Consider the following 21,564-nt stretch of genomic DNA (forward strand, 5'->3'; position numbering starts at 1 on the left):
TCATGCGGGTAATGAAGGCCCGGCGCCGCGCGATGCGCGGTACGCCGGGCATCGGGCTTCGAGATTGCGGACCGGTGCGGCCCGAACGCGCGCGGCCGGTCCATCGACGCAAGCAGCGGCTATTGCCGGGCCGCGACCGTCGTGCCAGTGTCGGGCGGCAGTTCGCCCATTGCCTGCAGCAGCGCCGCCGTATCGGTCATCCGTCGGCTCGCGGCACGCACCGCATCGAGCTCCGCGTTCAGATAGAGCTGCTCGCTCGACCGTTGCGCGGACATCGGAACGGCACCCAATGTGCGGCGTTGCGCCGTTTCGTGGAAGGCCTCGCCGGCCGCGCGCGCCGCGAGTTCGTTCGCGGCCAGCGCTTGCGCGTCGTTGTCCAGCGCGGCGAGCGAATCGGCGACGTCGCCGAATGCGGACAGCACCGCCGCCTTGTACTGCAGCACTGCGGCGTCGTACGCGTCGCGCGACGCCCGCCGGTGAGCCAGCAGCGCACCGCCGTGGAAGATCGGCTGCGACAGCCCGGCGCCGACGGCCCACAGCCCGCCCGCGCCCGACAACAGCGCCGGCCAGCTGAAGCCGCCGCGCCCCATCGTCGCCGTGAGCGACAGGCTCGGGAACAACTGGGCGGTCGCCTCGCCGACGTCCGCCGATGCCGCCTTCACGGCTGCCGCGGCCGCGCGGATGTCAGGGCGTGCCTTCAGCAGGTCGGACGGCACGACCACGGGCACGTGTTCCGGCAGCGACAGCCCGGTGAAGGAGGGGACCGGCGGCGGCGTATCGGGCGTGCGGCCCAGCAGGATCGCCAGCGCGTGAACCGCGCTCGCACGTTGCTGGCGCAGCGTCGGCAGCGTCGCGGCAAGCGACGCCGCGCCCTGCGTCGACGCCAGCGCCTGCACGTGGGACACCGCGCCGAGCGCGTAACGCTGCTGGTCTTCGAGTGCGGATGCCTCGGCGACGTCGACCTGGCGCTCCGTCAGCAGGATCTGGCGGTCGAGCGTCGCGGCGCGGATGGCGGTGCCGACGATGTTGGCCGCCAGCGCGCGCCTTGCTGCTTCGAGCTCGCAACCGCGCGCGTCGACGCGCGCGGCGCTCGCGTCGTTCGCATAGCGCGTGGCGCCGAACAGGTCGAAGGTGTAATGCGCCTGCAGTTGTCCGACGAACACGTTGTAGCGCAGGCTTTGCGCGCCTGCGCCGGAGATGTCCGGCGTGCGCGTGCGGGCCGCCTGCGCGTTCGCGTCGATCGACGGCAGCGTCGATGCGCCGATCTGCGCGCGCAGTTCCTCCTGCGCGGCGGCGAGCGTCTTTTCCGCCGCGGCCAGCGTCGGGTTTGCGCGCAGGCCTTCGTCGACCAGCGCGTCGAGCGCGCTGGAGCGATACAGGCGCCACCATTGCGGGACGGGCGCGGCGCCGACGTCGAATTGCTGCGCGACGCCTGCCGCTTCGGCGGTACGCGGCGCCTGAGGCGTCGCGCCGTAGTGCGCCGGCGACGGCATCGCGGGCGGCGTGCTGCTCGGGGCCATTGCACAGCCGCTCAGGCCGAGCGCTGCGCTCGCGGCGAGCACCGATGTGATACGGGGGAAATTCATCAGCATGTCTCCGAGGACGCGACGTCCATCGCGCGCGACTCGCGTTCGTCGCTGCGCACCTTGAAGCACGTCGCATAGAGGGCCGGCAGGAAGAAGATGGTCAGCACCGTCGCGATCGTGATACCGCCCATCAGCGCGGTGGCCATCGGGCCAAAGAAGCCGGAACGCAACAGCGGAATCAGCGCGAACACGGCGGCGGCGGCCGTCAGCATGATCGGCCGGAAGCGGCGCACGGTCGCGCCCACGATCGCGGTGAAGCGTGGCTGCCCGGCCGCGATGTCCTGGTCGATTTGATCGACCAGGATCACCGAGTTGCGCATGATGATCCCGAACATCGCGATCACGCCGAGCAGCGCGACGAAGCCGAACGGCTTGCCGAACAGCAGCAGCGCCGCGACTACGCCGATCAATCCGAGCGGGGCCGTCAGCACGACGATGAAGGTGCGCGAGAAGCGCTTGAGCTGGATCATCAGCAGCGTCAGCACCGCGATGATCATGAGCGGCATCTGCGCGTTGATCGACGTCTGGCCCTTCATGCTCTCCTCGGCTGCACCGCCGATCTCGATCCGGTAACCGGCCGGCAGCGTGGCGCGCAGCGTCGCCACGGCGCTGTCGATGTCGCGCGTCACGCCGATGCTCGGCGCTTCGCCACGGACGTCGGCCTGCACCGTGACGGTCGGCTGGCGGTCGCGTTCCCAGATCACGCCGTATTCGAGCGTGTCGCGCACGTGGCCGATCGTGCCGAGCGGCACCGGGCCGTGCGGCGTCGGGATCGCCAGGCCGGCGAGCCTGGACGGATCGATGCGTTCGCTCTTCGGCGCGCGCAGGTCGACGTCGATCAGCTTGTCGCGCTCGCGATACTGCGTGACCGTATAGCCGGACAGCGTCATCGCGAGAAAGCCCGACACGTCTTCCGACGTCACGCCGAGCTGGCGTGCCTTCAATTGATCGATTTCGAACGACACCGACCGCTCCGCCGGCTCGTCCCAGTCGAACTGCACGTTGCGCGTGCGGGCATCGGCGCGCACCTTGTCCGCCACTTTTTCGGCGATGCCGCGCACGGTCGCGATGTCGTCGCCGCTCACGCGGAACTTGATCGGAAAGCCGACGGGCGGCCCGTTTTCGAGGCGCGCGACGCGCGTGCGCACGGTCGGGAAGCGGCTTGCAAGCGTCGATTCGAGCCAATGCGACAAGCGCTCGCGCGATTCGACGTCCTTGGCCGTGATCACGAACTGCGCGAAGTTCGGCTGCTGGAGCTGCTGGTCGAGCGGCAGGTAGAAGCGCGGCGCACCGGTGCCGACGAAATCGACGACGTGATCGATTTCCGGCCGGCCGTCGAGCACCTTCTCGAGCCGCTTGGCCTCACGCAGTGTCGCGTCGAACGAAGCGCCTTCGGGCAGGCGCATGTCGACCAGCAGTTCCGGCCGCTCCGAATTCGGGAAAAACTGCTGCGGCACGCGCGTGAATGCCGCCATCGCGATCGCAAACAGCACGGCCGTCACGCCGAGCACGACCCAGCGGCGCTCGATGCAGGCCGAGATCCATCCGGAAAGCCGCCGGTAAAATCCCGTCTCGTATACGTCCGGCCCATGGGCGGAACCGTCGTGATGCTGCTGCTCGGGCAGCATGTGGTAGCCGAGCAGCGGCACCAGCACGACGGCGGCGAACCACGACACGATCAGCGAGATCGCGGACACCTCGAAGATCGACCGCGTGTATTCGCCGGTGCTCGATTTCGCGAGCGCGATCGGCAGGAAGCCCGATACCGTGACGAGCGTGCCGGTCAGCATCGGGAACGCCGTGCTCGTGTAGGCGAAGGCCGCCGCGCGCGCGCGGCTCCAGCCCTGCTCGAGCTTCACCGCCATCATTTCGACGGCGATGATCGCATCGTCCACCAACAGCCCCAGCGCGAGCACCAGCGTGCCGAGCGACACCTTGTCGAGGCCGATGCCGAACGCGTGCATGCACAGCGCCGTCGCGGCGAGCACGATCGGAATCGTGATGACGACGACCATGCCGGTGCGCAGGCCCAGCGACACGAGGCTGACGACGAGCACGATCGCCACGGCTTCGCCGACCGCTTCGACGAAGTCGTCCACCGAGTGCTTGACGGCATGCGGCATGCTCGACACCGCGGTCAGCTTCAGTCCGGCCGGCAAACCGGCCTGCAGCTCGGCTGCCTTCGCGTCGAGCGCCTTGCCGAGGTCGATCACGTCACCGCCCTTTTGCATCGTGACGCCGATGCCGAGCACCGCGTGACCGTTCGTACGCATCTGCGTGACGGGCGGATCGTCGTAGCCGCGCGTGACCTTCGCGACGTCGCCGAGCCGGAACGTCCGGCCGTTCACCGTGATCAGCATGTCGGCGAGCGCCTGCGTGTCCTTGAACGCGCCGCTCGGCCGCACGAACACGCGATCGTCCGCTGTCGTGATCGTGCCGACCGGCGCGACGGCGTTTTGCGCGTCGATGGCCTGCGCGAGCTGCTGCGGCGTGATCGCGAGCCGCGTCAGCTGCGCGTTCGAGATCTCGACGAATACGTGCTGGGCGGGGTCGCCGAAGTAGTCGACCTTCGCGACGCCCGGCACGCGCAACAGCACGGTGCGCAGCTTGTCCGCGTAATCGTGCAGTTGCGCGGGCGAGTAGCCGTCGCCTTCGAGCGCATAGATGTTGGTATAGACGTCGCCGAATTCGTCGTTGAAGAACGGGCCGACGGTGCCCTTCGGCAGCGTCGCCCGGATGTCGCCGACCTTCTTGCGCACCTGGTACCAGGTTTCCGGCACCTGGTCGACCGGCGCCGAATCCTTCATCGCAAAGAAGATCATCGACTCGCCGGGGCGCGAATAGCTCTTGATGTTATCGACGTAAGGTGCGGCCTGGAGCTGGCGGCCGATCCGGTCCGTGACCTGATCCTGCACTTCGCGCGCCGTGGCGCCCGGCCAATAGGTCTGGATCACCATGGTGCGGAACGTGAACGGCGGATCCTCCGATTGCGCGAGGCGCGTATAGCCGATCACGCCGAAGATCGTCGCGAGGCCGATCAGGAAGATCACCAGCTGCTGATGCTTCAGCGCCCATGCGGAGAGATTGAAACGGCCGTCGTCGCGCGACGCGGCATCGGCTTGTGCGCCGTGACCGCCGTCGTTCGAATGCCGGTGTTCCGGAGCGTTCATGACGTGAAGTCCCCCGCATGCAGCGGCGGCACCACGCGCACGTGCTGGCCGGCGCTGACCGTATGGACGCCTTGCATCACGACGCGCTCTGCGTCCGCGAGGCCCGACGTGACGGTGATCGTGCGCTCGTCGTAGCGTCCGACCGTTACCGGGCGCAGTTCCAGCGTGTCGCTGCCTTTGCGAACGACCCAGACCGCCGGCGCTTCGCCGCGATGAAAGAGCGCCGTGGCCGGCAGTGTGATCGCACGGTCCGCGGCGGCGTCGGCGGCGCCGTCGAACGTTACGCTGGCGGTCATGCCGGAGCGGACGTCCGGGCCCGGCGACAGCAGGGTCAGCTTCACGCGCCAGGTGCGGCTCTGCGGATCGGCGGCCGCCGCGACTTCGCGCACGCGTGCGTCGAGCACCTTGCCCGGCAGCGCCGTCAGGCTGACGTGCGCGGTGCGGCCGACCGAGAGATCGCGCAGATCGCGCTCCGAGACGTCGCAGAGGATGTCGAGGTCGCCGCTCCAGTCCAGATGAAACACCGCCTGGCCGGGCTCGACGTTCTGTCCGGTATCGGCATCCTCCGACGTGATGACGCCGTCGTGATCCGCAACTAGCGTCGCGTAGCGCAGGTGATCTTCCGCGAGCCCTATTTGTGCGAGCGCGGAATCGCGTTGCGCGACCGCCGATGCATACGCGTCCTGCGTTGTCTCGAGCTGCGCGGGCGCGATCAGGTTGGCCTGAGCCTGGGCACGGTCGCGATCCAGTTGTTGCTTTGCGTAGGCGACGCGATGCTCGGCGGCATCGAACTGCGCGCGCGCGTTCAGCAAAGTGTTGCGCAGATCGGCCGGATCGAGCATCGCGAGGGCCTGGCCGGCCTTGACGGCGTCGCCGATTCTCACGCGCCGCTCGACGATCTTGCCGCCGACCCGGAACGACAACGGCGTCGAATATCGCGCCTGAACCTGCGCGGGCAGCACGCGCTGCACTGCGCCGTTGTCCGCATGAACCGGCAGCGCGACCACCGGCTGCAGTTCGGGCGCGGGGGCCTCGTGCGAGTGGCACGCCGTGAGGAGAATCGCACAGCAGGCGAACGCGATCGGGGCTCGCCGAAGCGGCGGCGCGATGCGTGTCAGAAACGGGCGCGTTGAAGTCCGCGCGTCAAGACCGGGTGATTTCACGATGTTTCCAAGACAAGTGAGGGGGCCAACTGAAAAGGGTTCGGCGACCACGGCGGGTCGCCCCGGTATATGCAGGCGCGCGCGAGCGTCTCCGCCTATGGTTCGCATGACGATCAATCAGTACTCCGACGTTTGATGTGCAGTTCGTTCCGATTGCCGACATGGCACGGCTTGCGCGCGGCGATGGCCGCCGAGCGCGCCGACGGGGCCGTCCGCACGTCACCGACGCTCGCTGGCGTGGGTCCGGCACAGTGTCTGGACAGGAACCGGTTCTGCGATTTTCGAGATTAGACTCATAACTGATAATGTTGTCAAGTATGAGCGATCAATCTAGAATTGCGCCATGCAAAAAATTCTTTTGGAAAGGGAAGGCGCGCTCGTGGACAACAAACCGGTCCGGCCGCGTCGCCCGAACGCGTCAGCGGGCGAAGCGGAACAGCGCCAGCCGCGCGGTGCCCGGCGCAAGCAGGCGACACGTATGCGCTTGCTGCGGGCGGCGTTCGGCCTGATGGCGGAAAAGGGCAGGGACAACGTCGCGATCAGCGAGATCACCGAGGCGGCGGATGTGGGGTTCGGCTCGTTTTACTACCACTTCGAATCGAAGGACGGCATCTTCGCCGCGCTGACGGAATGGGTGTTCGACGATTTCGCGGACGGGCTCGAGCGTCTTGCGAGCGGTTTGTCGGACCCGGCCGAGGTCGTATCGGTCTGCGTGCGTCACACGCTGTTGCGCGCGCGCCGCGAGCGGCTCTGGGGACGGTTCCTGATACGGGAGGGCTTTTCTGCGCGTGCGCTCGATCACGGGCTGGGCCGGCGTTTGCGGCGGGACAGCGAGCACGGAATCGCGGCACGCCGCTTCGTCGTCGGCGATCCGTTCATGAGCGTGCTCGCGATGACGGGGACGATCCTGGCAGCGATCGCGGCGGAGTCCTACGCGGCCGACGCGGCTGCGGGCGGGGCGAGGAAGCCGGTGGGAGACGAGGGCCGGCTTCCCGAGCGGGCCGCGGCGATGGTATTGCAGACGCTCGGCCTGACGCGCGCCGAGGCAAAGGACGTGGCGAACCGACCATTGCCGCCCGGCGACTTCACCGCCGCGCAGAGCAGTTGACGGTTGGTTGCCGCCGATGCAGGTCCGGCCGATCCAGTTGGGCAACGAGGCGGTACCACTATCGTGTTCGGTGGCAAGCACGCCGCCAGACTCAATTTGATTCGCGGTTGCGGGATGTCACTGCAATGGTGTTGTGCGAATCAGCGAGCGCTATGAAAAAGTAGGGTTTGACCGTTGAGCGCGTCGATACTCCTCGTGTTATTTGACATAAGCTAAATTAGCGAAGTTTTAATTGTAGAAACCAAGTAGTAATGTCGTAGCTGAGCCAAATAGAAATGTCGTAGTTGGCGCCTGATTGGTTCATGCTCGGCGGCTCCTGACGCTCAAACGGGAGTCCGTCGTGGCCAATAACACCAACACGATCACGATGAGCATGCGCGAGCTGGATCGACTCAAAGTTGTCGAAGCGGTCGTTGACGGACGGCTGATGCCGTGGCGGGCCGCGGAACGGCTCGGCATCAGCCGACGTCAAGTGGAACGGCTGGCGAACCGCTATCGAAGCCAGGGCGCGGCTGGCCTGGTGTCGCGCAAGCGAGGTCAATCGAGCAATCATCAGTTGCCGGCCGGATTGGCTGATCGAGCCTTGGCGATCATCCGCGAGCGCTACGCGGATTTCGGGCCGACCTTGGCTTGCGAGAAGCTCCACGAATGCCACGGCATCCGACTTGCAGCAGAGACAGTTCGCCGGCTGATGACGGACGCCGGCTTATGGATTCCGCGCCGGCAGCGCCCGCCGAAGGTCTACCAGCCGCGAGCGCGGCGCGCATGCCTGGGCGAGTTGGTGCAGATCGACGGCAGCGAGCATCGCTGGTTCGAGGCGCGGGCGCCGCAGTGCACACTGCTGGTGTACGTCGACGACGCGACCAGCCGGCTGATGATGCTGCACTTCACGGCGACGGAATCGACCTTCAGCTATTTCGAGGCGACGCGCGCGTATCTGGAACGCTACGGCAAGCCGGTGGCGCTCTACAGCGACAAGGCGAGCGTGTTCCGCAGCACGACTGCGAGCAAGACCGGCCGCAGCGTGACGCACTTTGGCCGCGCGATGTACGAGCTGAACATCGACACGTTCTGCGCGAACAGCAGCCCGGCCAAGGGGCGTGTCGAGCGTGCCCATCTGACCTTGCAGGACCGGCTGGTGAAGGAGATGCGGCTGCGAGGCATCAACACCATCGAGGACGCCAATGCGTACGCGCCCACCTTCATCGCGGCCTACAATGCGCGGTTTGCGAAGCCGCCGCGCACCGGCTTCGACGCGCACCGGCCGCTGCGGGACGACGAGGATCTGGACCAGTTGCTGACCTGGCGCGAGACGCGTCGCGTGACGAAGTCACTGACGGTGCTGTATGACCGGGTGCTCTACTTGCTGGACGACACGCCGGCGAACCGCAAGCTGATTCACCGCTACATCGACGTGTGGGAGTACCCGGACGGACGCATCGAGATTCGCGCCGACGGCGCCGTGCTGTCCTGCCGGCAGTACGACAAGCTGGCGGAGGTCGATCAAGGCGCGGTGATCGACCACAAGCGCCTGAGCCATGCGCTGCAAGTGGCCGAAGCGATCCAGGCGCAGCGTGACAACCGGCGGGCGTCGGGTTCCCCGTCACGCACGAACCGAGGCATCGAGGCTCGCCAATCGGAACGCCGGCCGGGGACGAAGAAACCGCGCGAGTTCACGCAGGCGGACGTTGAACAGGTGATCGTGGAGTTGGCCGAGCGCAGGCAGGCGCCACCGCAACCTCGCAAACCAGGTCGTCGGTCTGCTAGCCCGATCTGAACGGGCACCAGCGCCCTGCTGCTTCACCCCTGACCTTCTACGCTGAGTGACGGCAAACCAATGAAAGATGCGACATCTCTATTTAGCTGGCGCTACGACATTTGAATCTGGCTTTGACATTAATGGGGTCCGGTTGATATTGGGCGGCTGCAGTCAACGTCACGAACGCTGACTTCCGCGTAGCCGTCGCCGATCGCGAATTTCGCGCGCGGCGTCGCGCCGCGGCGCGTGCCACGCCGCCGGGTTACGATGCGCCGCCCGCCGGCATGACAAACAGTCGTTCATCCCATACGACCGGCCGCGGTTCCGCAACTACAATCCGTACGGCGTCCGGGTGTGCGGGATTCACCAGCGCGTTGTATTCCGCGCGCGCGACGACCGACGGCACTACCAGGATCGCGCTGCGCGCTTCCGTCAGCCATGCGTCGCCGAATCGACGGGCGATCTGCTGCGCCGGGGCGTCCCACCCTTCGGGCAACGATTCGGCGGTGTGTCGTTCGATGCTCACGTCATCGGGCACGGTCGACTCGACGCATGCGTGCGTCTTCGGCACCCTGCCGATACGCGCGTGGACGAGCACCTCGAGCATGGCACCCGCGAACGTCAGCGCCGCGTAAATGACCGGACGGCCCGGGCTGTTGAAGCGTCCGCCGATCAGCATCGCGCCGGTGCCGCTCCAGATCGTGTGCCGCGTGTCGGCGATGCGGTACAACTTCATGCCGGAAGCCCGTAGAAGAGCTTCCACAGCACTTCCTCGACGCGACGCGCGCCGAGCTCGGTGAGCGCGACGTCCAGCGGCGCACGCCCCTCGAGCTCCGGGTGCGGCGCAGCCAGGAACTGGCGGGCCGCGTCTGCGTCATCCCACACGTACGCCGCGGTCGCGACGATTCGCGCTAGCCGTTCGGTCTTCTCGGATTCGTCCTGCGTGAGCCGGTCGCGCCGACGCTTGTAGGTTGCCTCGGGGATGATGCGTGCCAGCAGCGCGCGGCGCGCATCGGCGCCGTCGGTCGCGTGCTCAACGCCGGCCTTCAGCGCGGCCTTCGGCAGGCCATCGCGCACACGGGCCTCGAGCTCCGCCAGCGTATGCGGTACCGGCCGAAGCTCCATCACGTCGGCCACCGCTTCAGGGGTCACAAGCAACATGTCGGATCCCTCCATAAAGTATCAATTGATACCAGAGTGCAGTTCACATGATACCAGATACAAGGGTGCCAAGGCGCGGCCGAATCGAATGGCGGTCGGTCACTTCGGCTTGTGGCCGGCGAGCCCGCGCAGCGCAGCGCGTTGCGGATTCATTACTTCTGACGTGGCATAGGTGCCGCTGGCGACCCGCTGCCGCACGCCGTCGGCCATCTCGCTCGGGAGGCTGATACTCATTGCTGGGTGATGCCCGTGGCGCCTCCTACTCCATCCTCGTAAGGCCGTCACGGACCGTGGTTTGCCAGGTGCGCGCCGGGCGGGCCGAAGTACAGCGCCGCGCGATACCAGCGCTGACGCCGCTTGCGAATCAGGGTGAGCAGATCGGCACACGTAGCGACGTCGGCGGCCGTGAGCCGCGCAATGAGCTGGGGTCGAACCAGCCCTCGAGCGTGCTCGGGCTGCGACGTCTCAACGAGACTCGCAGCCCTCCGCGCCCTGCTTCGGGTATGGAGAGCGATGCGAGCGCGGATCTCGCGCAGGGCCCCGCCGTGGACATTGTTACGTATTTAAATGCATATCCGTGCCGATGTTCAAGAATACGATGCGCTTCAACAGCGTATTCAGGTTGACTTAACCGTTATCACATTGTCATCGCCGGATTTTTTGGGATATCGATTACCCTGACATCTGCAGCCGATCAAGAGGGATTTTTCTAAATAATCGTTTTCCAAGCACCTATGCCAGACTGACCTGCCCCCCGGTTTTAGGACCGCCAGGCGCGAATCTCATCGTGGCGCGGGGAGTCATTCCCCTAAACGGCGCCGAATAGACTTACGCAAGCCAACAACGACATCGAAATCAGTCTTGCAAAAAAGGGGTGACCATAGATTTTCTGAAGCGCCCCGAGATTCTCCTTGCATTTCCCAAATCCTGGCCAATACTGATACCAATTTAATACCAAATACATACCAAAGTAAGCCAGGCTTCATCACCGGCATCCGCCGTAAAGCAAAGGAGAATGTAATGCAACGTTCGATTCACCGCCTGTGCCTGCCCCTGATCGGCGCGAGCAGCCTCATCGTGGCCAGCTCTGCGGCCTATGCCCTGCCCAGCTGCAGCGCCTGGCAATCCAGCCAGATCTATAACGCGGGCGATTACGCCTTGTACAACGGCCAAACCTGGCAAGCGCAATGGTGGACGCGAGGGGAAACGCCTACAGCCAGCCAAGGGGGCGTTTGGCAGCAGCGCGCCGCCAACTCATGCGCGCCTATCAGCGGCGGCGGCTCAGGCAGCGGCGTGCCGCCGGAACCCACGCCCACCGTGGGCTACAACGTGGGCTCTTATTTCACCCAATGGGGCATTTATCAGCGCCAGTACTTTGTGAAAAACCTGATGGCCAGCGGAGGCGATAAAAAACTCACCGTGCTCAACTACGCTTTTGGCAATGTCTACGCCAACGGTCAGTGCGGCATGGTCACGGTCGCGGAAAACGGCAATGGCGATGGCGGCGACGCCTGGGCGGATTACCAGCGCACCGTCTCCGCGGCGGAGTCCGTGGACGGCCAGGCAGACAGCTGGGACACCCCACTACGCGGCAACTTCAACCAACTGCGTAAGCTGAAACTGAAAAATCCGCAGCTCAAGGTGCTGATCGCCCTGGGCGGCTGGACCTGGTCCAAGAATTTCTCCACCGCAGCCGCCAGCGACGCCAGCCGCCAGGCGCTGGTTTCCTCCTGCATCAACCTCTACATCAAGGGCAACCTGCCGCAACAAGAAAACGCTGGGGGACAGGGTGTGGCGCTGGGCGTGTTTGACGGCTTTGACATCGACTGGGAATACCCGGTGGCCGGTGGCCTGCCCACCAATCATTACAGCGCGGCGGACAAGCAAAACTTCACCCTGCTGCTGGCGGAGTTCCGCCGTCAGCTGGATGCGCTGGGCCAGCAGAACAAGCGTCGCTATTACCTTTCCGCCGCGCTGGGCGCCGGAGTGGACAAAATCCGCAATACCGAACCGAGCAACTACGGCGCTTACCTGGACTGGGCCAATGTGATGTCTTATGACTTCCATGGCGGCTGGGAAGCGCAAGGCCCCACCAACTTCCACTCCAACCTCTACCCGGATCCGGCCAATCCGGCCCAGAACGACGCCAAGTTCTATGATATCGACGACGCGGTGAATGCCCTGGTCAGCGCTGGCCTGGCCCGCAACCGCATCAATGTGGGCATCCCCTTCTATGGCCGCGGCTGGACCGGCGTGGCCGCCGGCCCTAGTGGCAATGGCCTGTATCAAAGCGCCACCGGCCCCGCGCCCGGCACTTACGAGGCGGGTTACGAGGACTATCGCGTGCTGGCGGGCCGCGCAGGCGCGCGTTATGTGCATCCCGTCACCAAGCAGCTGTGGAGCTATGACGGCACGCAGTTCTGGAGTTATGACACACCGGATGTGATCCGCGCCAAGCTGGGCTATGTCAAAGCCCAGCAGCTGGGCGGCGTGTTCAGCTGGTCATTGGATGGCGACGATATGCAAGGCTCACTGCTGTCCACCATGAGCGAGTTGCGCAGCGCCACCGCCGCCACCAAGCCCGCCGGGGTGACGCCGAACCGTTAATGCTAGCAAAGCATTTTTAGCTGGAGTCCAGCATGCCGGTCCGCGTGCCCAATCCCTCGCTCAAGGTACGCGGTCTTTTAACGACGCACCGGCATTGTCACGTTGGCGTAGGATAACGCCATGAAAACGACGTCGCTCTATCGTGGACGCCGGTTTCCTGCGGCCACCATTGCTCAGGCCGTGCGGTGGTATTTCCGCTTCCAGCTCAGCCTGAGCGATGTCGAAGAATTGCTGTTCGAGTGCGGTGTCGTGGTGAGCTGCGAAACGATCCGGCGCTGATGCGACAAATTTGGCGGGCCGAACGGGTCGATTGCGTTTCTGCGCCATCGAGGATACTTGGTCGATGAGATCGAGTGGCCAGGCATGGCGCCCGGCAACACACGGTAATGGATCCGTGGCTTCCATCTCAATGACTGATCAGCCACTCGTGTCCTGTTGGTAGTCAAGATCGTCGGACCTGGTCAAGTCCGGCTCAGCGACCAGTTCCCGATGGAGCCCCCAGACCAACCGAAACAAACCTCAGCCAGGCAAGAAGAAGCAACGCGAAATCACGCAAGCCGACGTTGAGGATGTGATTGCGGAACTGGCGCAGCGTCGACAGGAACAACAACCCCGCAAACCGGGCCGTCGGTCTGCGAAGGACCGTGGCACAGATCACGATGACGATGCGCGAGCTGGATCGACTCAAAGTTGTCGATGCGCCCGCCGAAGGTCTATCAGCCGCGTGCGCGCCGGGCGTGTCTGGGCGAACTGATCCAGATCGACGGCAGCGATCATCGATGGTTCGAGAACCGGGCGCCGGCCTGCACGCTGCTGTCTTACGTGGACCGGGTCACCAACCAGATGCCGACGAGAATGACCAGCGCACCCACCACCTGCGTCGGACGCAGCACGTGTTCATGCAATGCCGTAAAGCCGAGCACGACAAGAATCGAAATCGCGACCATCAACGGATAAGCGACACTCAGGTTCGCCTTGCGCAGCGCGAACGCATACAGCACGAAACCGGCGCCGTATGCGCCGATCGCCGCACCGCGCAGCACCCACGGCAACAGCGCCGAAGCGCCGGCCGCCGCGCCTTGCACCGCGGCGATGCGCAGCAGCACGCTTGCCAATCCGCCGAACGCGCCGCTTGCGGCGAGGATCAGCCAGTTCATCACGCGGTCTCCCTCACCTCGGCAATGCCGGATACACGCGGCGTACGCGTCGCTCCGCCATGGTCGGCCGCTGCCCGACCGCCGAAGATCGCGTCGAACCGGGTTGCACCATGCAGCGCGATCAGGATGATCGCCGGAAACACGACCGAGAAGTTGCGCGACTCGTCGCAGTAGCCGAAGAGCATGAACAGCGGCAGCACCGGCACGAATGCCGCGAAGAAGTACCGGCGATAGCGCGCCGGCGTATTGCGCCACGCCGCGCGGAAGTACACCGCGAGCGGCACCAGCATCAGCGGATTCTGCAGGCTCGGCGTGTAAATCCCCTTGCCGATCAGGTTGTAGAACGACAGATACGACGCCGGATTCACCCAGAATTTCAGGTTGTTCCACAACTGGAAGATGACTAAGTCCCCGTCATTGGCGGCATAGCCGCTCATGATGAAGTGGCGCGTCGCGAAGCAGATCGCGAGCTGCACCGCGAGCCAGCCGAACCGCTTCGACAACGCGACGTCGCTGTCATGCAGGAAGAACAGCGCCAGCGGAACGAGGAAGAACGTTTCCTTGTTCAGCGAGAAGATCGCGATCAGTAGCGTGCATACCACCATGCGCTGTCGCAACAGGAAATAGCACGCACCGAGCGCGCCGAGAATCTCGAAGAAATCGTAGTAGTATCCGCCTCGCTGAAACGTCAGCGGATAGATGAAGCTGAATGCGGCGAGAAAGCCGACCGACTGGCCGAAATTCAGTCCGTGCAGGCGTGCGAGCTTGTAGACCAGCAGCAGCACGAACAGCGCGGACAACACGATCGCGATGTAGGTCAGGTGATAGGTGATCGCGACCGCCGGCGTCCAGTACTCGCTCGGCACGCCCGCAAAAAATAGATTGTGCAGCGTGTCGTGGCGCGTGATCGAACGGTAGATTTTCTGCTGTTTGTCCGGATCGATCCGCTCGGCCAGCCATTTCGCGGCCTTCGGAAACGACGAGCGATAGACCCAGGGCTTCGGCGCGTCGCCGTTCATCATGCCGACCAAGCTGTAGCTGGTCGCGAATTCCCCGCCCTGGTCGTCGCGGAACCCCCATTTCAGCATCATGCTGTTGATGATGTTGCCTGCGCAGATGAACAGCATCACGTAGACGATCGCGAAACGGCAGAACGCCGCCACTCTCTTTTGATTCTTTTCCGTCATGGGTATTGATTGTTCCAATTACAGGATCGGCAGGAAATGCGCGACCAGCACGATCGCCACCATCACGAGCAGCACCCCGAGGCTGCCGCGATTCTCGAGCAGGTGCACGATCGGGTCGTCGTGCATCGCCCCGCGCACCGTCGTGACCCACAGCCGACCGAACAGATAGATCAACGCGATCTGCACGAGCCAGAGCAAATGCGGCGACGCATAACGCGCGGCCGTTTCGGGGGCGCTGATGAAGAGCCCGAACACGACTACCGCGGCAAGCGATGCGCCGATGCCGAACGGCCACAGCACTTCGAGGTCGCCGACCCGGTAGTCGCGACCGGCGGACTCTCGCTTGTCGCTCTGTCGCAGCAGCACGAGCTCCGAACAGCGCTTGACCAGCGCGAGGCTCAGGAACGTGAGGACCGAGAACGCGAGCAGCCAGTGGCTGACGGCGATGCCGACCGCCACGGCGCCGGCAACGATTCGGTGCGTGTACAGCAGCGACAGCACGATGACGTCGAGCAGCACGATCGACTTCAGCCGCCAGCTGTACGCGGTGGTCAACATCAGGTACAGGACGAACATCGCCGCGAATTGCGCCGACACCGCGCAGGCGAGCGCAAATGCCAGCGTCAGCAGGACGGCGCCGCCGCCTATCCCCTGCGCGATCGACAGCGTGCCTTTCGCGAACGGGCGATTGCGCTTGCGCGGATGACGGCGGTCGTTGTCGAGATCCCACAGATCGTTGGCGATGTAAGTCGCGGACGCGCCAAGGGACAGCGCAAAAAACGCCAGCACCAAGGTCCCGATCTTGTCGGCATCGAAGAATGCGAACGCCGTGAGCAACGGCACGAACAGCAACAGGTTCTTCAGCCATTGATGCACGCGCAGCGCCTTGCACCAGGTCGCGACGTTGGCGCACTCGTTCGAAAACTCGCGTTCGACGCGAACTGTGTCGCGAATCGTCGCGGTCACGGCCGGTGCGGCGCCCGCGAGAATCGCGCCCTGCGCCGCGGCCCAGACAGGAAGATCGGCCTTGCTGTCGCCCGCATAGACGAAACGCTCGCCGACGTGCTTGCGAATGCTCTCCAGCTTCGCTTCGCCTTTCAGGTTGGTCTCGCCATCGGTCGCGATGACTTCGTCGAACAGGTCGAGATGCTCGCCGACACGCTCCGCAATCGAGCGATGCGCGGCCGTCGCGAGGATGATCTTGCGGCCTCGCTGCTGCTCCTGTTCGAGATACTCGACCAACGGCGCTCGATAAGGCAAATGTTCGACGCGCAGATCGGCCTGCTCCGCAATCCTGGCCTTGAACGTGCTGCGGCCGCTGGCGAGCCAGAACGGAAATCGCAGCAGGCTCGCCGGCTTGCGCCGGACGGCACGGATGACGGATTCAGCCAGCGTGTCGGTTGTTGTCAGCGTGCCGTCGAGATCGACGACAAGCGGTAAATCTCTGGTCTCACGCACTTTCAATACTATTTGTGTTTTGTTTGAATCAATTATTCATGGCAGCCCGTTAATAAATGCCATGACTTACTGCCGGCGTGAGGCTCGTTCCCTCGCACGCTTCATTTTGCTAACGGCTCGGAATGATACAGCATGGGGCACGTCCTACCATGACGTTTCGGAAGCCCTCCCCGCCGGATGGCAAGCCTTTACCGCGCCCCGGGAATCCGGGGCGCGGTTGGCGGGTTAGGGGCGGCTAGACCGTTAGTTGCGCAATACGCGATACAAGCCGAACATTCACGCCTCATCCCTTAACACGGCGGCATTCGCCTCGTCGCGCTCATGCCGGATCGGCAATCGGATCGAGAAAGTCGAACCGCGCCCCGGCTCGCTCATCACGTCGATGGTGCCGCGATGGCGCTCGACGATCCCGTGCGACACCGACAGACCGAGCCCCGTGCCCTGCCTGACCGGCTTCGTCGTGAAGAACGGATCGAAGATCCGCCGCACGATGTCGGGCGTCATGCCCGTGCCGGTATCGCTGATCGCGATCGACACCTGCTCGCCGTCGCTCGACGTGCGGATCGTGATCACGCCGCGCTCGGGAATCGCGTGCGCCGCGTTCACCAGCAGGTTCATGAAGACCTGGTTCAACTGCGACGGCAGGCATTCGACCTGCGGCACGTCGCCGTAATCGCGCACGATCTCGGCCTTGTACTTGAGTTCGTTGTGGACGACGTTGAGCGTGCTTTCCAGCCCCGCGCGAAGATCGACCACGCTCCACTCGTCGCTGGCCGGACGCGAGAAATCGCGCAGGTCCTGCACGATGCGCCGCACGCGCAGCGCGCCGTCGATCGACTCGTCGATCAGCGTCGCGATCTCGCCGCGCACGTAGTCGAGGTCCGCCGCGCGTCCCGCGGCCGCCAGCGCAACGCGGGTTTCGGCGTCGTGCCTCGGCAGCGCGGCTTCATGCGCGGCGATCACGTCGAGCAGGCTGCGCACCCACGTCTTCAACGTATTGAGGTTCGCGCTGACGAACCCGATCGGATTGTTGATCTCGTGCGCGACACCGGCCGCGAGCTGGCCGATCGATGCGAGCTTTTCCGACTGCAGCAGCTGCACGTGGGTTTCCTCGAGCGCATGCAACAGGCGCCGCTGCTCGTCCTTCTCCTGTTCGAGCCGCGCCTGCGCGGCCTTGCGTTCGTCGATCTCGCGCGCCATGTGCGCGCGGGTGCGCTGCAGCGTCTCGGTCGTCAGCTCGTACCGGCGCAGCGCCTGTTCGAGCTCGGCCGTCCGCACCTGCACGAGGTCCTCGAGCATGTCGGTGATGCCGCGCAGGAACATCGTGCGCGCGTCGAAGCGCGAGATCATCAGCGTCACGATCAGGATCGCCAGCGTGAACAGCGCGACCGTCGTCGCGAGCCACGGCGTGTCGACCCCGTTCGCGGCGCCGCAGCGCGCGTCCGGCGCGAAATGCGCGGCCGCCATCGCCGTGTAGTGCATGCCGGTAATCGCGATGCCCATCAGCGTGGCCGCGCCCGCGCGTCGCGCGATCGCAAATCCCGCATGCCGCGTGCGCAGCGCCTGCGCGATCCACAACGCGGCGGTCGACGCGATCACCGCGATGCCGATCGACGCGGCGAACAGCGCGACATCGTAGCGAATGCCGGGTTCCATGCGCATCGCGGCCATCCCCGCGTAATGCATGCCGGCGATCCCGCCGCCCATCAGCACGCCGCCCGCAAGCAGCCGGGAACGCGTCAGTGTGGCGCGCGTCACCACGCTCAGCGCGAAGTACGACACGAGCACGGCAATCGCCAGCGACGCGCCCGTCTCGACCAGGTCGTAGCCGAGCGGAATCGGCAGTGAAAACGCGAGCATGCCGACGAAATGCATCGACCAGATGCCCGTGCCCATCGCCGCCGCGCCGCCGCCCAGCCACATGCGCCTGAGCTTCGGGTTGTCGAGCAGCGAAATGAAGGCCGCGAGGTCGAGGGTCGTATAGGAGGCCAGCGTCGCGATCGCGACCGACAGCAGGACGAGCGGAAGATTGTAGGTGCCGTGCATGGTCGCGCCCGGTCAGGTGAAGGTGCCGTTGCCGCGTGGTGCGGCAGGTCGTGCTTCCGGTCATGCAACGCGCCGCCGTTACCCGGCCGGGCCGCCGGCCGCCGGCGCAGGCTCCCGCGCGCTCGGGGCGGCAAGCACCAGAATGTCGAACGGCGTCCCTTCCCGAGCTTCGAAGCGGCGCACGAGCTCGATCTGGTGCGCGGACATCACGCTGCCCTTGGTCATCAGCAGCACGCCGCGATGCGTGCGCAGGTCGTCGGCGAGCTGCATCCCTTCGCGCAGCTGCCCGGATTTCACTTCCGACACGGACGATGCAATGCCCAATGTCGCGGGCCTTTGCATCAGCGCAACGAAGCGTTCGACGATCTGCGGGTCGTAACGCACGCCGGCCTGCGAACGCCTTGCGTCGAGCGCCTGCTCGACCGAATGCGGCGCACCGATGTCGCCGTTGCGCAGCCCTTCGAAATCGCGCGCGATCGCGACGATCCGCGAGCCGAGCGGAATATCGATGCCCGCGAGGCCGTCCGGCGTGCCGCGCCCGTTGAAGCGCTCGTACTGGTGCAGCACGATCGACGCGACCTTGTGCAATTGCGCGACCGGCGTCAGCACCATCTGCGCGCGCAGCGGATGCTGCTGGAACAGCCGCGCCTCGTCCGTCGTCATGCGGCTCAGCGGCTTGTGCAGCAATTCGTCCGGCAGCGACAGCTTGCCGATGCCATGCAGCAGCCCCGCGAAATAGACGTCCTGCGCGTGAAGGCTGGACATCTCGGACGCGGACGCGAGATGCCGCGCGATTTCGCCGATGCGCATCGACTGCCCGCTGGCCGACCCGCAGCGCATCTCGATCATGCTCGCGCACACCTGGACCATCGCGGTGAAACTGCTTTTCAGGTCGCGTTGCGCGGCTTCGAGGAACATCACGGTCTGGCCGAGCTCCTCCGTGCGTGCGCGAACCTGCGTTTCGAGTTCCGTGTTGAAGCGGCGCAGCGCTTCGTTCTGCGCCTGCGTGAGCGCCGTCAGCCGCGCCGCCTCGTGCCGCAAACGGCGCTGCTCCAGCGCCTGTTCGATGGTCAGCAGCAGGTCGTGATCGTCCCACGGCTTGTTCAGGTAGCGATAGACGCCGCCGTCGTTGACGGCCTGCATGACCGACGCGATCTCCGCATAACCGGTCAGCAGGATGCGCATCGTGTCGGGCTGCAAGTCCCGCGCGCGGGCGAGGAACGCCGCGCCGCTCATGCCCGGCATCCGCATGTCGGACACGATCAGGTCGACCTCGGTCGACGCCAGCACCTCGAGGGCGGCCTCGCCGCCGTCGGCGGTCAGCACCTCATAGCGCGCCGGCCTGAGCAGGCGCTTGAGCGCCGACAGCACCGCGGGCTCGTCGTCGACCAGCAGGATCACCGGCGCGGCGGGCGACTCGTCGGCCGGCTGCGTCGCATCGACTGTCGTGCTGCCGCCTGTTGCGCTGTGGGTTGCCGGCGTCGTCATGATGGCCCTCGTATTGAATTCTCACGCCTTGCCTGCAACATCGGCCTGCGCCGCCGTTTCTGCATCAGGGAAAACGCGGATCAATGTCCGGCGCGTGTTCGCATGCGCCGCTTGCAGGGAGATCGGGACAGCGGCATCAGGCTGCCGTTGCGCAGTGGAGCGCGCGTTCATGATTCCCCGGAATGTGGACATGCGCGGCGGCTGCGGCCCGTTTTTCCTGTCCTTGATCGGTGCTGTTCTGCTTGTGGCGCTGGCGAGCATGGCTTTCGACAATGCTATGAATTCGAACCCGAAATTTCAAGCAGCTTTGCTGCGCGCGATGTTCCGGAATTTGCGAAAGCCATCCGACCAGTCAATGCCGGGATTGAAGGCTGGCGGACCAGGCAGCCGCCCCCCTGCTACAACCCCTCTCGTTGCCCCGACAACAGCATCTTCCGGTAGGCGCCGGGTTTCTCACCTGAAATGCGGGCAAACGCCCGGCTGAACGTGGCGACGTCGAAATAGCCCAGCTTTTCGGCGACGTCGAACAAGGCGATCGCCGGGTTCTGCAGGAAGTTCTTCGCGAGATCGATCATCACGCTCTTCACCAGCGCATTGAAGTTCGCGCCTTCGATCTCGAGCCGGCGCTGCAGCGTGCGCGCATTCATGCCGAGCGCGTCGGCAACCGCATTCAGGCTTCGGTATCGGGCCCACGACTGATAGAGGAGCTGGGTCACCCGCGCCGTGATCGACTGCTTCGCGTGATTGGCCAGCTGCCATTCCAGCTGATTGCAGCGCGGCAACAATTGCCGGAAGACCGCCCGATTCGAGAACCGGAGCTTCGACATCAGCAACCAGGCTGGAAAAATGATCCGGGTATGCGGCGCATTGAATTCGACCGGGCAGCCGAATATTTTCTTGAACGTTCGTTTCGGGACTTTTGATTTTGGCAGAGAAAATTCAATTTTCGTAAATGGCGCCGGATAACCGAGCATGTCTTCCGACTCGGTCCGAATCGCGGCCACGCAGATTTCCGTATTCAACCGCCGCAGGTTTTCGTTGAAGCGATATCCGTCCACGACGATCGACGCCAGATCCCCATGCTCTTCCACTCTCATTCTGAAATACGACTCGCCGGTAAGCGGATGGTCGCATGCGAATTGCCATGCCTCGCCAAAGGTCGGCGCACATTGCATCGCGTAGCCGCGCACCCCGCCGATCGAAACGTGGATCGCCTGCCCGATCTTCAAGCCAAGCGCGGGGTCCCGCGACAGGCGCCTGGCGTTCTCCAGCACGGCGAGCTCCTGCGCATACGTGATCGACACTTCGTCGTTCTCGAGCTGCTGAACGGAGATATCGGCGCCTCGCAATACCGCCTCCGCAGCGATGCCGGCCTCGCCAAGCAGATCGACGACGATCGAGACGGTGTGAAGCGAAACCGGAGTTTGAATTTCATCGACAGGGTCAAGTGTTGAATCCATCGAGCCGTTCATCGCGTGCTCCATCCGAATGCATCGGTATCGGGTGCCGGATTTCACGAGAGTATATGCTCGGTTTGTCGTGAAATGCCTAAGAATGTCGCCAAGTGCCTATTGACTATCCGGGACAAAACCGCAAAAGTACGATCGACATGATCTGAATACAAAACCACCGGGGCGAAGCGAACGAACCCTGTTGCGAAGCATAATAAAGCGG

General features: G+C 64.8%; 17 protein-coding genes and 2 pseudogenes. 5 read left to right on the plus strand and 14 right to left on the minus strand.

Annotated features, from left to right (window positions below; genetic code table 11):
* Nucleotides 1-119 precede the first annotated feature (119 nt).
* From WT26_RS01180 to WT26_RS01190, 3 genes are read right to left on the minus strand one after another with little or no spacing between them, the layout of a single operon-like run.
* Complete coding sequence (locus WT26_RS01180) at nt 120-1,586, minus strand: efflux transporter outer membrane subunit (RefSeq protein ID WP_059530005.1); 1,467 nt, start codon at nt 1,584-1,586, stop codon at nt 120-122.
* Nucleotides 1,586-4,756: an efflux RND transporter permease subunit gene (locus WT26_RS01185; RefSeq protein ID WP_069269515.1), complete on the minus strand. Its 3,171-nt coding sequence runs from the start codon at nt 4,754-4,756 to the stop codon at nt 1,586-1,588. The genes WT26_RS01180 and WT26_RS01185 overlap by 1 nt, the downstream gene beginning before the upstream one ends.
* Nucleotides 4,753-5,919: an efflux RND transporter periplasmic adaptor subunit gene (locus WT26_RS01190; protein ID WP_069269516.1), complete on the minus strand. Its 1,167-nt coding sequence runs from the start codon at nt 5,917-5,919 to the stop codon at nt 4,753-4,755. The genes WT26_RS01185 and WT26_RS01190 overlap by 4 nt, the downstream gene beginning before the upstream one ends.
* A gap of 343 nt (nt 5,920-6,262) precedes the next feature.
* Here WT26_RS01190 and WT26_RS01195 point away from each other — a divergent pair, with 343 nt between their 5' ends.
* A complete protein-coding gene (locus tag WT26_RS01195; protein WP_418219971.1) occupies nt 6,263-7,027 on the plus strand; it encodes a TetR/AcrR family transcriptional regulator in 765 nt (254 codons plus the stop codon).
* Nucleotides 7,028-7,394: 367 nt separating this feature from the next.
* Nucleotides 7,395-8,804: an ISNCY family transposase gene (locus tag WT26_RS01200; protein WP_059918601.1), complete on the plus strand. Its 1,410-nt coding sequence runs from the start codon at nt 7,395-7,397 to the stop codon at nt 8,802-8,804.
* 244 nt (nt 8,805-9,048) lie between these two features.
* Here the strand turns inward: WT26_RS01200 and WT26_RS01205 are convergent, their stop codons facing one another.
* The 4 genes from WT26_RS01205 to WT26_RS38985 all read right to left on the minus strand — a co-directional run bounded on the left by WT26_RS01205 (nt 9,049) and on the right by WT26_RS38985 (nt 10,510).
* Nucleotides 9,049-9,522, minus strand: coding sequence for an RES family NAD+ phosphorylase (locus WT26_RS01205; protein WP_059627903.1), 474 nt, complete (start codon nt 9,520-9,522; stop codon nt 9,049-9,051).
* Nucleotides 9,519-9,947 (minus strand): antitoxin Xre/MbcA/ParS toxin-binding domain-containing protein, encoded by a 429-nt coding sequence (locus WT26_RS01210; protein ID WP_017335769.1) that lies wholly within the window; start codon nt 9,945-9,947, stop codon nt 9,519-9,521. Before WT26_RS01210 ends, WT26_RS01205 begins: the two co-directional genes overlap by 4 nt.
* Nucleotides 9,948-10,046: 99 nt before the next feature.
* Nucleotides 10,047-10,181 carry a ribbon-helix-helix domain-containing protein gene (locus WT26_RS38270; RefSeq protein ID WP_221625178.1) on the minus strand — a complete coding sequence of 45 codons (135 nt, stop codon included), beginning with the start codon at nt 10,179-10,181 and terminating at the stop codon, nt 10,047-10,049.
* Nucleotides 10,182-10,228: 47 nt separating this feature from the next.
* A complete protein-coding gene (locus WT26_RS38985) occupies nt 10,229-10,510 on the minus strand; it encodes a phage integrase family protein (RefSeq protein ID WP_155123046.1) in 282 nt (93 codons plus the stop codon).
* A 457-nt stretch (nt 10,511-10,967) separates the two neighbouring features.
* Between WT26_RS38985 and WT26_RS01215 the strand changes: the two genes are divergently transcribed.
* From WT26_RS01215 to WT26_RS38990, 3 genes and pseudogenes are all read left to right on the plus strand, one after another.
* The gene (locus WT26_RS01215; protein ID WP_060118885.1) at nt 10,968-12,554 is read left to right on the plus strand and encodes a glycosyl hydrolase family 18 protein; all 1,587 of its coding nucleotides are present in this window, start codon (nt 10,968-10,970) and stop codon (nt 12,552-12,554) included.
* A gap of 120 nt (nt 12,555-12,674) precedes the next feature.
* Nucleotides 12,675-12,830, plus strand: a pseudogene (locus WT26_RS01220) (IS6 family transposase); the annotation flags it as partial.
* A 423-nt stretch (nt 12,831-13,253) separates the two neighbouring features.
* Nucleotides 13,254-13,400: pseudogene (locus WT26_RS38990) on the plus strand (ISNCY family transposase); the annotation flags it as partial.
* Here the strand turns inward: WT26_RS38990 and WT26_RS01225 are convergent.
* The 7 genes from WT26_RS01225 to WT26_RS01250 form a co-directional block, all read right to left on the minus strand.
* A complete protein-coding gene (locus tag WT26_RS01225) occupies nt 13,373-13,711 on the minus strand; it encodes a small multidrug resistance protein (protein WP_059804406.1) in 339 nt (112 codons plus the stop codon). The pseudogene WT26_RS38990 and the gene WT26_RS01225 overlap by 28 nt on opposite strands.
* On the minus strand, nt 13,711-14,898 hold the full coding sequence (locus WT26_RS01230) for a hypothetical protein (protein WP_060118887.1): 1,188 nt from the start codon (nt 14,896-14,898) through the stop codon (nt 13,711-13,713). The genes WT26_RS01225 and WT26_RS01230 overlap by 1 nt, the downstream gene beginning before the upstream one ends.
* An 18-nt stretch (nt 14,899-14,916) precedes the next feature.
* A complete protein-coding gene (locus WT26_RS01235; protein ID WP_059724489.1) occupies nt 14,917-16,356 on the minus strand; it encodes a UbiA family prenyltransferase in 1,440 nt (479 codons plus the stop codon).
* 276 nt (nt 16,357-16,632) lie between these two features.
* Complete coding sequence (locus WT26_RS01240; protein WP_069271999.1) at nt 16,633-18,402, minus strand: histidine kinase; 1,770 nt, start codon at nt 18,400-18,402, stop codon at nt 16,633-16,635.
* Between the two features lie 78 nt (nt 18,403-18,480).
* The gene (locus WT26_RS01245) at nt 18,481-19,890 is read right to left on the minus strand and encodes an HD domain-containing phosphohydrolase (protein ID WP_069272000.1); all 1,410 of its coding nucleotides are present in this window, start codon (nt 19,888-19,890) and stop codon (nt 18,481-18,483) included.
* A gap of 21 nt (nt 19,891-19,911) precedes the next feature.
* Entirely contained in the window at nt 19,912-20,163 is a 252-nt protein-coding gene (locus WT26_RS37000; RefSeq protein ID WP_155123024.1) for a hypothetical protein, read from the minus strand.
* A 125-nt stretch (nt 20,164-20,288) separates the two neighbouring features.
* The gene (locus tag WT26_RS01250; RefSeq protein WP_196222125.1) at nt 20,289-21,362 is read right to left on the minus strand and encodes an AraC family transcriptional regulator; all 1,074 of its coding nucleotides are present in this window, start codon (nt 21,360-21,362) and stop codon (nt 20,289-20,291) included.
* Between the last annotated feature and the right edge of the window lie 202 nt (nt 21,363-21,564).

It is taken from the genome of Burkholderia cepacia, assembly GCF_001718835.1.
Classification (GTDB): domain Bacteria; phylum Pseudomonadota; class Gammaproteobacteria; order Burkholderiales; family Burkholderiaceae; genus Burkholderia; species Burkholderia cepacia_F.

Coding starts and splice junctions, on each gene's coding strand:
- WT26_RS01210 (WP_017335769.1), bottom strand. CDS start 9,947: ATGTTGCTTGTGACCCCTGAAGCGGTGGCCGACGTGATGGAGCTTCGG.
- WT26_RS01250 (WP_196222125.1), bottom strand. CDS start 21,362: ATGAACGGCTCGATGGATTCAACACTTGACCCTGTCGATGAAATTCAA.
- WT26_RS01230 (WP_060118887.1), bottom strand. CDS start 14,898: ATGACGGAAAAGAATCAAAAGAGAGTGGCGGCGTTCTGCCGTTTCGCG.
- WT26_RS01205 (WP_059627903.1), bottom strand. CDS start 9,522: ATGAAGTTGTACCGCATCGCCGACACGCGGCACACGATCTGGAGCGGC.
- WT26_RS01215 (WP_060118885.1), top strand. CDS start 10,968: ATGCAACGTTCGATTCACCGCCTGTGCCTGCCCCTGATCGGCGCGAGC.
- WT26_RS01180 (WP_059530005.1), bottom strand. CDS start 1,586: ATGAATTTCCCCCGTATCACATCGGTGCTCGCCGCGAGCGCAGCGCTC.
- WT26_RS01185 (WP_069269515.1), bottom strand. CDS start 4,756: ATGAACGCTCCGGAACACCGGCATTCGAACGACGGCGGTCACGGCGCA.
- WT26_RS01245 (WP_069272000.1), bottom strand. CDS start 19,890: ATGACGACGCCGGCAACCCACAGCGCAACAGGCGGCAGCACGACAGTC.
- WT26_RS38270 (WP_221625178.1), bottom strand. CDS start 10,181: ATGAGTATCAGCCTCCCGAGCGAGATGGCCGACGGCGTGCGGCAGCGG.
- WT26_RS01240 (WP_069271999.1), bottom strand. CDS start 18,402: ATGCACGGCACCTACAATCTTCCGCTCGTCCTGCTGTCGGTCGCGATC.
- WT26_RS01225 (WP_059804406.1), bottom strand. CDS start 13,711: ATGAACTGGCTGATCCTCGCCGCAAGCGGCGCGTTCGGCGGATTGGCA.
- WT26_RS01195 (WP_418219971.1), top strand. CDS start 6,263: ATGCAAAAAATTCTTTTGGAAAGGGAAGGCGCGCTCGTGGACAACAAA.
- WT26_RS01200 (WP_059918601.1), top strand. CDS start 7,395: ATGAGCATGCGCGAGCTGGATCGACTCAAAGTTGTCGAAGCGGTCGTT.